The organism is uncultured Kriegella sp. (genome assembly GCF_963975415.1).
Classification (GTDB): Bacteria; Bacteroidota; Bacteroidia; order Flavobacteriales; family Flavobacteriaceae; genus Kriegella.
Genome location: NZ_CAXBGN010000004.1, coordinates 120,692 through 134,743 on the forward strand (window position 1 = coordinate 120,692; position 14,052 = coordinate 134,743).

Annotated in this window: 7 protein-coding genes; 3 read left to right on the top strand and 4 right to left on the bottom strand. The window is 39.3% G+C overall.

The window, feature by feature from the left end; translation table 11 throughout:
* Positions 1–140 precede the first annotated feature (140 nt).
* Both AACZ88_RS10210 and AACZ88_RS10215 read left to right on the top strand, forming a co-directional pair.
* The gene (locus AACZ88_RS10210; RefSeq protein ID WP_339709503.1) at positions 141–1,037 is read left to right on the top strand and encodes an AraC family transcriptional regulator; all 897 of its coding nucleotides are present in this window, start codon (positions 141–143) and stop codon (positions 1,035–1,037) included.
* Positions 1,038–1,194: 157 nt separating this feature from the next.
* Positions 1,195–1,935 (top strand): CpsB/CapC family capsule biosynthesis tyrosine phosphatase, encoded by a 741-nt coding sequence (locus tag AACZ88_RS10215; protein ID WP_339709505.1) that lies wholly within the window; start codon positions 1,195–1,197, stop codon positions 1,933–1,935.
* Here the strand turns inward: AACZ88_RS10215 and AACZ88_RS10220 are convergent.
* Genes AACZ88_RS10220 through AACZ88_RS10235 form a run of 4 tightly spaced genes read right to left on the bottom strand, consistent with a single transcriptional unit; the run spans position 1,932 to position 8,190 of the window.
* Positions 1,932–4,310, bottom strand: coding sequence for a polysaccharide biosynthesis tyrosine autokinase (locus AACZ88_RS10220; RefSeq protein ID WP_339709507.1), 2,379 nt, complete (start codon positions 4,308–4,310; stop codon positions 1,932–1,934). The two genes, AACZ88_RS10215 and AACZ88_RS10220, sit on opposite strands and share 4 nt — an antisense overlap.
* A 28-nt stretch (positions 4,311–4,338) precedes the next feature.
* On the bottom strand, positions 4,339–5,121 hold the full coding sequence (locus AACZ88_RS10225) for a polysaccharide biosynthesis/export family protein (protein ID WP_339709509.1): 783 nt from the start codon (positions 5,119–5,121) through the stop codon (positions 4,339–4,341).
* Positions 5,122–5,170: 49 nt separating this feature from the next.
* The gene (locus AACZ88_RS10230; protein ID WP_339709511.1) at positions 5,171–7,108 is read right to left on the bottom strand and encodes a nucleoside-diphosphate sugar epimerase/dehydratase; all 1,938 of its coding nucleotides are present in this window, start codon (positions 7,106–7,108) and stop codon (positions 5,171–5,173) included.
* Entirely contained in the window at positions 7,105–8,190 is a 1,086-nt protein-coding gene (locus AACZ88_RS10235) for an aminotransferase class I/II-fold pyridoxal phosphate-dependent enzyme (protein ID WP_339710652.1), read from the bottom strand. Before AACZ88_RS10235 ends, AACZ88_RS10230 begins: the two co-directional genes overlap by 4 nt.
* A gap of 602 nt (positions 8,191–8,792) precedes the next feature.
* Here AACZ88_RS10235 and AACZ88_RS10240 point away from each other — a divergent pair.
* A complete protein-coding gene (locus tag AACZ88_RS10240; protein ID WP_339709513.1) occupies positions 8,793–13,967 on the top strand; it encodes a galactose oxidase-like domain-containing protein in 5,175 nt (1,724 codons plus the stop codon).
* The last annotated feature ends 85 nt before the right edge of the window (positions 13,968–14,052 follow it).

Genomic DNA, 14,052 nt, shown 5'->3' on the forward strand with positions numbered 1-14,052 from the left:
AATCGTCATCAATTTTAAGAAATAATTTACCACAAAATGAACTGTATTTCACCCAAAACAACCTTTATTATATCATATTTTTAAATTATAGATGGTTTTATTGACATATTAGTGGTTTTATATACCAGAACCCTTTACATTTGAATCTCAAAATTAAACTAAGGCATTTGGTACAGGCTTTAAGAAAATCACCAATACCACGGACGCATATTTTTGAAGTAAAGACTTTGAAAGAGGCCATTTTTGATCCCAATTGGCATTTCCATTCCGAATATCAGCTGTTTCTAGTACTTAATGGAACTGGCACCCGATTTATCGGTGATAATGTCAAGCATTTTAAAAATGGGGATATCACCTTCACCGGTCCGAATTTGCCCCATCTTTGGCGAAGCGATAACGAGGGCATAGCTTCAGACAAAAGCGATTGGTCAGAAGGAATCGTTGTCTATTTCCACGAAAATTTTATAGGAAGTGATTTGCTTGAAAAAGAAGAAATGATAAAACTTAAACAACTTTTTAGAAAGAGTTTAAGGGGAATCGATATTTATGGTGAGACTGCCGAAAAAGTAAACAAAATGCTCCAGAATCTTTTAAGGCTGCAAGGTTTCGATAGTGTTTTAGAACTTTTGAAAATATTAAATTGTCTCTCAAAAACAAATGAATTCGAAGTCTTGGCGAGTCCGGGTTACACGAATACATTAAAAGAAGGTGATACTGAACGAATGAACAATGTGTATGCCTATATCATGAAAAATTTTAAAAAGAAAATTGCCATAGCAGAATTGGCTTCGTTGACCAACATGACCCCAACATCGTTTAGCAGGTATTTTAAAGTTCATTCAAATAAAACATTTTCAGATTTTATTAGTGAAATACGCATTGGACACGCCTGTAAACTGCTTATTGAAAAAAGGGTAAACATTTCACATGCATGCTACGAAAGCGGTTTCCAAACGATGTCGAATTTTAATCGTCAATTCAAGGCAATCACAAACAGAACACCAGCCGCTTACAGGAAAGAGTATGCTATGCGTTGATATAATTAAAAAGGCAAAAACTTCGTTAGGGTAAAAAAAATTAACTTTGTCCCTGTTTGGTTTTATGAAAAGGGGTGAAATATTAGCACTTTAAGCAATAAAACGTAATTTTTGTCATTGAGTTAAGAATGATATTCTGTCATAAACGTATACATTAATGTTCGATATTTTTAGTAAGAAAAAGTTTTTAATTGATTATTTGGAGGGTTTAGTAGATATACACAACCATATTCTACCGGGTATTGATGATGGAGCCAAAACAGTAGAGGAGTCATTGGAATTGATCAAAACATTTTCAGAATTTGGCATTCGAAGTTTTATTGCCACCCCACATATAATGCATAACTATTATCCTAATGACGCCAATACGATCAACACCTCTTTGACCTTGCTAAAAAATGGTCTTTTGATGAATGAGGTCAAGGATGTAAGTATCAAAGTCGCCGCAGAACATATGGTGGACGCGAATTTCGAAGCCATTCTCGAAAGAAGGGAAGTTATGCCAATGGAAAAAAACTACCTGTTGATTGAAATGTCATACCTACAGGCATCTATCAATTTTAATGATGCCATACAAAAAATAGCTGTTCACAGGTATTTTCCTATATTGGCCCATCCTGAAAGGTATGTTTATTTACATAATCGGATGGGCAAATATAGAAAGTATAAAGAAAGTGGTATCCTTTTTCAATTGAACCTCTTGTCGTTAAGTGAATTTTATGGCAAAAATGTTCAACAGGCTGCTTTCAAACTTTTAGATGAAGGCCTTGTTGATTATGTAGCGTCTGATGTGCACAACATGAATCAATTACAAAACCTGAAAGAAATTAAAATCACTCCCAAAATGCTTGACAAATTAATACCTGTCATTGAAAGAACCATTCAAAGTTTCAGTTAAAATTTCCACCATTTTTTGGTAGTTTTCCCATAGCCATAGCCATATTTACCACCGTAACCTAGGTTAGAATCCTTTACATCGTTAACCACGAAAGAAAGTCCTTTCAATTTGCCTTCCTCTCTTAACTTCATTGGAAAGTCAACGACTTTTGCCTCGGTTACCCCGGCTCGCGTTACGTAAATAATATGATCGGCATATTCACTGATTAGCAAGGTATCGGTAACCACCATAAGGGGAGCTGTATCGACTATTACATAATCATATTGAGCAGAAACTTCTTGAACAAGTTCTTTGACCCTTTCGCTCATTAATAATTCTGAGGGATTAGGTGGAATCTTTCCTGAATAAATAACGTCAATAGTATTTGTATTTACGAGCATAGGATTGATAATATCTTTAACAGCTAAAGAATCATCATAAAGAAACTCTGTCAATCCAGTATCGCCATTTCTATTGCTTTTATTGAGCTTATCAATTTCTTTACTCGAGAAAAAGTTATATAATTTAGGGTTTCGAATATCTGCCCCGATAAGCAATACCTTTTTATTGGTATTGGCAAAAATTATAGCCAGATTTGAAGCCAAGAAAGTCTTTCCTTCCCCTGGAACACTAGAAGTCACGTAAATAACATTATTTCTGCCCGAACTCTTGGTCTTTATGAGGTAATCGAGGTTGGTTCTTAAAATACGAAGTGATTCTCCCAAAACCGACCTATCGTCTTTACGCACCATCTGATCATCTTTTTTCGACAACCTTGGAAGTTCGGCAAGTACCGGTATCTCTTTATTGATCAACTTCTCTAAACCATTCTTACTATGTATCTTATTATCTAGAAGATCGTTACCATAAATCATCGAAAAGGGCAACAACAATCCTAAAATCATCGACGCTAAATAAATCAATGATTTTTTAGGGGTAACAGGTGTAACACCTTCTTGATATGCATTATCAACAACTTTTGATTTAGCCGGACTTGATGCGGCAGCTATCTGCGATTCTTCCCTTTTCTGTAATAAATACAGGTATAAAGATTCAGTAGTTTGCTGCTGTCTGGTAATATCGGTAAGCTCTCTCTGGTTTTTAGGGGCTGAATACCTAATGGAATTCATTCGCGATAGCTGCCCTGATAAGTTGTTCACTTGTTGACCAAGATTTCTCTCCATACCTGCCAAACTAGACGTCATGGTCCGCTTCAGTCCATCAAGCTCATTATCCAAACTAACGATCATGGGGTTCTGGGCACCTGCACTCGGCAACAAACGTTCTCTTGTCGCAACCAATTCATTATACTTAGCCGTTGTTTGGGCTATGGTAGGGTCGCTAAGCCCAACGTTACTGGGCAATGGCTCATAACCACTTTCATTTGTTACGAATTCTTTCATACCCGAAGCAATGCTTAATTGCATTCTCGCATTATCAAGTTCTTGTCGGCTAGCTGTCCCAACATTCATCGCTAAGTTCGCCTCGCTTGCAATATCGGTAATACCCTTGCTGCTCTTAAAATCTTCGGCATCTTGATCCACCGACGATAAATCTGTAGAAATTTCATTTATACGCTCATCAATAAACTTTGATGTCTTGTCAGCTACCTTTTGTTTGTCTTCTATGGCATTTTGATTGTACGTATAAATCAAGTAATCAATTATATCAATAGCTTTCTTCTTAATGGGATCATTCAGTGAGATATTTATGATGTTGGAAAAATCATCTGCAGGCGACACAATTATTTTTTGTTGGTAACTTTCGGCCACCATAAAAAGAGGCTTTAATTCAACCTTCAACTTTCGATTCATATAGCCGTCAAAATAGGGATGGTTGGGCGTAATTATAATATCCCCTATTTTAGTAGGAATACTTTTGCCGTAAGAAAATATTTTTAACGGACTATCTTCCTCTTCACTAAATCCGAACGTGGTTGCCGTAGAAAGTTCAATAAAAAACTCAAATTTTGAAGCGTTGATTACAGAATCATTAGCTATAAAGTTAATATTGAAAGGTCTATTGCTATAAAGCTCGGAATCTTTAACATTGCCAAGCGCAATCACTTTAACGTTAAGCTTCAAATCTTTGACCACCTCAATAAAATTGGATCTAGAATTCAGGATTTCTATTTCATCCTCAACCTTATTCTTAGGTGTTCCTAGAATATTTAAATCTGAAAATGCAGAAAGTTCAGAACCAGAATTTTTATCTTCTAAAATCTGTATTTTGGCTTTAGCCGCATACTCTGGAGTCGTATACCTAATATAAAGAAAGGCAAGAACAAGCGCAAACAGCACAGACAATACAAACCATTTCCAATGCTTAGTATATGTTTTAATGGTATCTTTTAAATCGATATCATTGTTGGAGAAACTTGGTGAATTTAAAGCCATTCTAAAAGATTATAATTAGAAATTTATATTAATTCGTTCTTGTAATGATTAATACGGTAGATGTAATCAAAACTGATGCGATTGACACCCATATTGAAGCCCTATTATCTAAAGCCGATGCCGTGACAGCTGATTGGTTAGGCTCTACATACACTACATCATTCTGTGTAAGATAATAAACCGGAGAATTTAAGGCTTCTTTTTTAGTAAGGTCAATTCGTGTATAGACTTTCGTCCCATTAAAATCTCTTATAACCATTACATTTTCCCGCATACCTTTAATAGTCAAGTCGTTTGCGAGACCAAGTGCCTCAAGAATAGTTATCTGTTCTCCGTTTACTGGGTAGGTGCCCGGTCTATTGACCTCGCCCAAAACAGTCACTGTAAAGTTTTTAAGCCTAATATTGATAATTGGGTCTTTTAAATAAGGTGTCAATTTTTCCTTTAACAGCGCTTTGGTCTCTTCTGGTGAGAGCCCTGCTACTTTAAGGCTACCGATAACCGGAAAATCAATCTCTCCGTTCTTATCAATGATATAATCTACTTGTTCAGGTCTAATTCCGCCTTCCGCAGCACCCTTAAACAAATTAAAAGGTTGACTGGCAATAGGATCATACGTAGATACTACGATATTTACTACATCGTCTATCTTAAATTTGTTGGTATGTGAATTATCGCTCACCATTGTTTCGAAACCGCTCGCATTTTGAAAGTATACCACGTCTTTTTTAGAGGCACATGATGAAAGCAAAACAGTAGAAGTCAATAAAACAAGGGCAATAAACTTTATAGGGTGTTTTTGAAAAGCCATAATAATTTATAGTTAGGTGTTTATTTTAAAATGCAAGATTAGTGAAAAATTATGATTGTACCACTTTTAAAGTAGCTTTATCCCTACTGACAGAGGCGTCCTTTTTATCTAGTTCGCAAAGCTCTGAGTTATTGGAAACATATTCAGGTACGATTTTTTTCATCAGTTTCACGGTATTGCCACTGAAGAACATATTGGTAATACACAGTTCATCAATTTGAGACCTGACCGTAAGATAATCGAGTTCCCGTACTTTACTAATTTTAATTTTTTTATGATACGTGGGCAAAGTATTCTCGCCGTTAGCCAATAACTCTTCATAGAGTTTTTCCCCTGGTCGTAATCCGGTAATTTTGATATCAATATCTTCAGGAAAATTCAACCCCGATAATTTGATCATATTTCGGGCTAAGTCATAGATCTTGACCGATTCACCCATGTCGAAAATAAATATCTCACCACCCTCGCCCATTGCGCCAGCTTCCAATACAAGTTGAGACGCTTCGGGTATTGTCATAAAATACCTGGTAACTTCACTATGCGTAACGGTTATCGGGCCTCCCATTTCAATTTGCTTACGGAACAAAGGAATAACCGAACCATTAGATCCTAAAACATTACCAAAACGAGTTGTTATAAATTTTGTTTTCTTCTCTTGCTCCATGCAGCTTATATACATCTCGGCAATTCGTTTGCTGGCTCCCATCACATTGGAGGGGTTTACTGCCTTATCCGTTGAAATAAACACAAATTTTTCAACTCCATAACTCATAGAAAGATCTACGATCGTCTTAGTTCCAGCAATATTAATTTTTATGGCTTCATAAGAATTATACTCCATTAAAGGGACATGTTTATAGGCCGCTGCATGGAAAACCATATCAGGTTTATGTTGCTGAAAAATATCGTTCAGACGGTTTTTATCACGAATATCCCCGACTATCGGAACAAAATTAAAATACCCATTCTGCTTTAGTTCTTGCTGAAGATCATATAGGGCAGACTCTGCCTGATCAATAATTATCAACGACTTATAAGAATACCCGCATATTTGTCTAACTATTTCGCTACCTATCGAACCTGCACCGCCGGTCACCAAAATGACCTTATTTGAAAGTTCTTTTTCTATTTTGTCATTTTTAATGCTAATGGGTGCCCGATCTAGTAAATCTTCAATCTGAACCTGTTTTATCTGAGAGGCTTTTAATTCGCCATTTATCCAATCTTCGACCGGTGGTACAATTTTCACCTGTACCGGAAAATCAACCAAGCCTTCGACTAAAAGTCTTAGTTCTTTTTGTCCAATATTCTGAATGGAAAAGATGACCTCCGAAATGCTTTTCTTAATTAAAAAATCCTCGGTTAAGACATCTTTGTGATATACTGTAACACCATTAATTTGTTTTCCAGCCTTTTGGTTGTCCCCATCAATATAGCCAACTACCCTAGCTCTGCTTTTTGAATGGTTGGTCAGTGCATTATGAGTCAATATACCAGACTCACCGGCGCCATAAATCAATACATTCTTTGCAACTTTTAAATCTCTGACCAATAAATTCGTGTATAACGCTTTAAATACATACCTAGAAGCCGTAAGACCAATGAAACCCAATAGACTATGTATAATTATGATGCTACTCGGAATGGTGAAATTTTCAAATAAGTCCCATTGACGATTAACCAAAACCACTAAGATTGCCAAAATACTCGATAGGCAAATAGCGTTAAAGATATTATACACATCTCGTACCCCCGTGTGCCTAACAACACCCTTGTAAGAGCCTACAATAAGAAACGAAATCATTGAAATAAAAGCGACAATCGGCAATTGAAAAAACAAGTTGGCCGTCTCAAAATCGAAAGACAGATTAAACTTAATACAATAAGCCAGAAAAAATGAAAAACTTACGATAACTACATCGATTGCCAAAACAAGCCATTTTGAGGCATAGCGATGTGCATTATGGGTTAGGTAATTCTGTATCATACTATTTTCTTTATACAATGAATAGTTCTATCCAATTCTTCAGCGGTCAGATTAGATCCGCTTGGCAAACAAAGTCCTTTTTCAAACAACTTCTCTGAAATTCCGTTCGTATAATTGGGGAATTGCTCAAAAACCGGTTGCATATGCATAGGTTTCCATAGCGGCCGTGATTCAATATTCTCCGCTAACAGCGTAAGGCGTATTTCTTCCCGCATCTCAAACGAATCGGTTAATACACAAGTCAACCAACGGTTGGAATAATTCTCTTCACTTTCAGACAAAAACTCAAGACTTGGCTTGTTGTCTAAATTTTGTTTATAGTATTCATAATTCAATCGTCTCGAGGCAACACGACTATCCAAAACCTGCATCTGCCCCCTACCTATACCCGCAAGAACATTACTCATTCTATAGTTATAACCGATAGCAGAGTGCTGGTAATGCGGGGCATCATCCCTTGCCTGGGTAGCAAGAAAAACAGCCTCTTGCTTAATATCCTTGTTTTTCGTCACCAATGCTCCTCCGCCCGAAGTGGTTATTATTTTGTTTCCATTGAAAGAAAGAATGCCAATATCTCCGAAAGTACCGCATTTGATATCTTTATACATACTGCCCAAGGCTTCGGCACTATCTTCCAAAACGGGAATCCCATATGCTTCAGAAATTCTTTGGATTTCATCGACCTTATAGGGCATACCATAAAGATGGACTGCAATAATGGCCTTTGGTTTTTTACCTAACCTTATTCGATCTTCAATAGCTTCTTCCAATAATTCTGGAGACAAATTCCAAGTATCTTCCTCGCTATCAACAAAAACAGGAACAGCTCCTAAATATGTAATAGGATTTGCCGATGCCGAAAAAGTGAAGCTTTGGCATAAGACTTCATCTCCCTCACCGACACCTAACAACTTAAGGCCTAAATGTATTGCCGCAGTTCCCGAACTTAGGGCTGCAACTTCACTAGACTGTAAAAGGTAACTTTCGATATCTTTTTCAAAACCATCTACGTTCGGCCCCAATGGAGCAATCCAATTGGTATCAAATGCACTATTAATATAAGACTGTTCAGCTCCGCCCATGTGAGGCGATGAAAGCCATATCTTAGTTTTTGTGATTGTATTGGTGTTCAACAAGTTAGATTTTAGGGTTTCTCAAGCGTAAAAGTAAATATACTTTCCTGTTTTGACACCGAAAGATACTATAATTCGTTAAAGACGAAAAAATTTCGTTTAACGGCAGTGTATCTATTATTTCATCCTACTAATTGTCCTTCTTATCTAAAGATAGGAAATTCTTACACGGAAAACTAGACCTAATATTAGGCTGGCACTAGCAAAATATACCGCAAAAAACTCCACTTAACTATATAAAAATCATACAAATACAACTCTTTTTAAGTCTTAAATTGTAAATATATACCTACTATTTAAGAAGAAAGTAATCATTGTATGCTTTTAAAAAAGCTCTCAAATTCTGTCAAGGTCATTTAAAGCACACGCCAAGCCTTTTCGTTTTTTCGTAAATTCGTCTTCAAATTATTTAAACTATTATTAAAGTAAGGAAAACCGAATTTCAATTGTTTTTAATCGAGTAATTATTCGATTTTGACGTTTTATTTAATTTTTGGGCTGTGATAAAGCTAATTTTGATATCAACATTACATTAACAACCCCTTATCGCTATGAGAAAAAACTACCTTGGTCTTTCTTTTATACCAGTTTTCTTATTCTTTTTAATAATTACTTTTTCAACCCAAGCTCAAAATGCAGCACAAGATGGAGAATGGGGTGGTGTAATTCCGTTCCCCATAGTTCCAGTTGCAGCTGCCAATTTACCTGATGGTAAGCTACTAACATGGTCGTCATTTGATCGCATGAGATATACCGGCGGTAATGGTGCGGGACTGACTTTTACTTCGATTTTTGACCCTTTTGCACCAGTTAATGGAAATAACCCCAGTGAAATGGAGATTTCAAATACCGGACATGATATGTTTTGTCCTGGGGTAAATAATCTAGCCAATGGTGACATTCTGGTTGCCGGCGGTTCAAGTGCAGAGGAAACGAGTATTTATAATGTAACCACAGGGAATTGGGAAATTGGTGACATCATGAATATACCACGTGGGTACCAAGGAAATGTAACGCTATCAGACGGTTCTGTTTTCACTCTTGGAGGTTCATGGACAGAAGATGGCGCCTTTAACGATGGTCTTAACAGAAACGGGGAACTATGGACGAAAGAAACAGGCTGGTTTGAATTGCCCGGTGTTCCTGTAGGACCCATTTCGGACAATAATAATGATCCCCAAGGAATTTTTAGAGACGACAATCACGCTTGGCTGTGGCCGGCTTCCAACGGCAAAATATTTCACGCAGGGCCTAGTAAAGAAATGCATTGGATAGATGTAAATGCCAATGGCGGTCAAGGAAGCATAACCTACAGTGGTGACCGAGGAGACGACACCTATTCCATGAAAGGGACTACTGTGATGTACGAACCCGATAAAATTTTCAAATTGGGAGGCGCTATATCCTACGATAGCGGTAACCCTGCCAACAATAACGCGTATACCATAGATATTAGCAATGAAACGAATGTAGTGGTCAGCAAGGTTTCTAGTACCAACCATGCGCGAACCATGCATAACACTACACTTTTACCCGATGGTAAAATATTTATTACTGGTGGTTTGGCAACTGCCAATACCTTTTGGGATACCGGTGCGGTGTATCAAGGGGAAATTTACGACCCTTACACGAACACTTGGACTACAACTGCATCCATGACACAGCCGAGAACCTATCATAGCGTTGCCATCCTACTTACTGACGGTCGTGTTTTTGTTGGTGGTGGCGGACTTTGTGGAACCTGCGACCCCTATGATGGCGAAAACCACCCCGATGCTGAAATATATAGTCCACCTTATCTTTTTGATGCGGGAGGAAACCTTGCCTCACGACCTTCGATTACCAGTATGCCAAGCGAGGCCGATTGGGGAACATCCGTTTCCGTATCAACCGATGTAAGTGTTTCGTCGTTCAGTCTTATTCGATTCTCATCGGCAACCCATAGTACGAACAACGAACAGCGCCGAATTCCCTTGACGACAACACCAGGTACCTCACATACCTTGACCATGCCCATCCAAAACAATGCGCCCCCAGGCTTATATATGCTCTTTGCCATGGATGCCAATGGGGTACCCAGTGTATCTGGAACAATCAAAATCGGACAGGATATCCCCCTTGCCAACAACCCGAATTTGGTGGCCCATTATGAATTCAACGAACCCTCTGGAACTTCGTTTGTAGATATCTCGGGAAACAACAATAATGGTACGATTTTAGAACACGATAATTCAGGTAATACTGTGCCACTGACACAAAACTATCTTGGGGCTCCGGGAATATTTGGGACCGCCATCGAACTTGACGGTTCTGAATTTGACAGTAATACAATTTTGGATATCCCCTATTCCGCATCCTTGGAAGATACTGTAGATGAGATTACGGTTATGGGCTGGGTCTATCGAAATGAAAACGGTTTTAACACCGGTATTCTTTCCCACGATTATCCCGCTATGTTCTTCGGTTTCCATAATGCACTTTATAAATGGGAGTTTATAACCGACAACGGTCAATTAAGTTGTTATGCGGGTTATGTCCCGCCCAATACTTGGGTACATATAGCAGCTACTTTCGACGGAACTGTAGCGAAACTTTATGCCAACGGCATAGAGATTTGTAGCAAAACCTTGCCCCCTGGAACCGAATTTAATTTCGATAATACCAAAAGTTTCACATCTTCAGGGTTCTACGAACAAAGAACAACACCTGGTCAAGATGGCTTGCCCACCCGTTATAATGGCAGTGGTATTACCGATGAAATTGACGGAAGAATAGATGAGTTAAAAATATACAAGAAAGCTTTGGGGCAACCAGCAATTCAAGATGAGTTTGAGGCCGGCCTGGCAACAGGTGTACCCAACCTTATCGCTTGTGCCCCTGGAGCGATTACCTCTCAATATCAAATTGGCGCTGCAGCTGTTCAAACTGGAGAGTTTGTGACCGTTTCAGAAGGAGAAGATATTGTACTAAGCGCATCAACGGCCAGCGCAACCTACTATATTACATCACCAAATGCCGATGAAAATACACGAGTAACAGCTCCTCCCGGTATTGGTTCACCTAATATAACCCCAGGGGCATTGACCCTATCAAATATTCAGGCTAGCGACTCTGGTCGCTATGTCTTAACTACGGCCGAGGGTTGTATGAGTTTTATCAATGTATTGGTAAGCGGGAGTTGTGATCCAGGTGACACCCCCATTATGGCCGAATGGTCGATTGATGGCGGTCAGACCTATCCAGTTGGCGAGGAAGGCGAAACAGTCAATGTAACTGCGACTCAAGGCGACGAAGTTAGACTGAGCATATTCCCGAATGGTCTTAATTTTACGGTTACTTATAACGGCAATCAAGTGTATAACGGAAGAGCCGATTACAAGATAGATGTTGCGACTCCTAGTAATAGTGGATCGTATTATTTAGAATCCGAGGAGGGCTGTTCTGTAATAATTAACTTAGACGTTGAGGAGGCGGTTTGCGATGCCACTACCATCAGGGCACAATGGTCTTTGAACAATGGCGGACAGTATTTTGAGGCTCCAGACGAACAGTCGATTACTGTTAATTCGACAACAGGCGACAATGTCCGTTTGAGCATGGTACCCGATGGTGTTGATTTCACTATACACTATCAAGGCTCACAAGTCTATGATGGACGGGGTGATTTTCAGCTCGGTGTTGTTAGCCCTGCCAATAGTGGAAACTACATTATAACTTCAGCCTCAGGTTGTACAACGACTATCACCCTTAACGTAAGTGATGTCGTCTGTGATGCCACTACCATTAGGGCTCAATGGTCGTTAGATGATGGTCAAAGTTATTTTGAAGCACCCAACGAACAACCGGTAACGGTAGCGGCAAACACAGGAAATATTGTCCGCTTGAGTATGGTACCCGATGGGGTTGACTTTACCATAACGTTTAACGGTGATCAAATATACAGTGGTCGTGGAGATTACATTTTCCCAAATGCAGTAGCACCGACAAATAGTGGGGATTATATCATTACTAGTGCTCAAGGTTGTAGCACTACCCTTACCCTAAATGTTACCGATGTAATTTGTGACGGAAACGCGATAAAAGCTCAATGGTCATTAAATAATGGTCAGACCTATGAGGTGGCTCCCGATGAAAGCCCAATAACTGTAGCCGCACTCACTGGTGACAACGTACGCCTAAGCATGGACCCTGATGGTGTAATTTTCACCATAACTTACAATGGCACCCAAGTGTATAGTGGTCAAGGTGATTTTCTTTTGGGTGTCGTCGCCCCTTCCAATAGTGGAGATTACATTATTACTTCTACTGAAGGGTGTAGCACCACCATTACCTTAAACGTCACCGATGCCGCATGTACGGGTGAAGACATTCGAGCGGAATGGTCGACCGATGGTGGAACCAACTATGATGAAGCCCCAAACGAACAACCGGTAGATGTTACTGCCGACACCGGCGACACGGTATTGATAAGCATGCTCCCGAATGGAGTAGACTTTACGGTTTTATTGGATGGAAACCAAGTTTACAGCGGCCGTACAGACTTTGCCTTACCGAACGTAGATTTTTCAAACAGTGGCTCTTACGTGATTACCACTGCCCAAGGCTGTAGCACCACTTTTAATCTTAATGTCAATTGTCCGAGTGGTCCCTTTACTCCAGAATACATCATAGATGGAGTGGTGGGAAGTGGAGAAGCCTCTATTATTGTGGAAGCAGGAACTCCGGTAGTTCTGGGCACGGTTGAAGATAATGTTGCGTTTACAATTTCAGGTCCTAACGGAACATCAAGCAACGGGGATTTAGATTTAGGAAATATAATCACCACACAAGCTGGCGAATATATACTTACTTCGGCCGAAGGATGCACAGCATCGCTGAATATTGAGGTTGGAGACCCATGTGCACCAGATAATTTTACACCTCAGTACACCATTGATGGCGTGGCAGATAGTGATAACACAACCATTACGGTCTCAGAAGGAACGCCTTTGATTCTTGGGCTAGTTCAGACAAATGTCAGTTTTACGGTTACCAGACCCGATAATACTGTTGAAAACGGAATTTTGGATTTGGGCAATGTAGTCTTGGAAAATGCCGGCGACTATATATTTTCTTCCGTTGGAGATGGAGGTTGTAGTGCCCAACTTACATTGGTTGTCGAAGAAGTCGAAGATTGCCCCGAAGGTACTTTTACGCCCCAATACACAATTGATGGCGAGGTAGGAAGCGGTAATGCGACTATTATCGTTCCCGAAGGCACTCCTTTGATTATCGGACTTGTTCAAACCGATATCAACTTTACAATCACCCGACCCGATAATTCGATCAATGACGGTATACTCGAATTGGGCGCTTTGACGTTAGCCCAAGGAGGAATTTATACTATCACATCTGAAGATGGTTGTACCGCCCAGCTCACCGTAGAGGTTGAAGAAGATGGAGGCGAACCAGGTTCTGATGTAGCATTAAAAGATGTCAAGGTTTACCCTAACCCTACTACGGATGGAAAATTAAGTTTTGAACTGAAGGAGTATATGAATGAAATCATCTACCTCAGTTTCTATGATATTTATGGAAAGCTCGTACTTCAAAACACCATACCCTCCGACCATGGCACAGATCCAGAAATCGATGTTTCAATGTTGAGTCAGGGTATCTATGTAGTTGAAATAGCGCGAAGTAATACAAGTGAAAACACGATTAAAAAGATTATAAAATTACGATAAATCGCACGCTAGAACCAAGCATTCAAAAAAGCCCCAACAAAATTCTGTCGGGGCTTTTTTACACATAAGTAGGTAGGGGTTAATT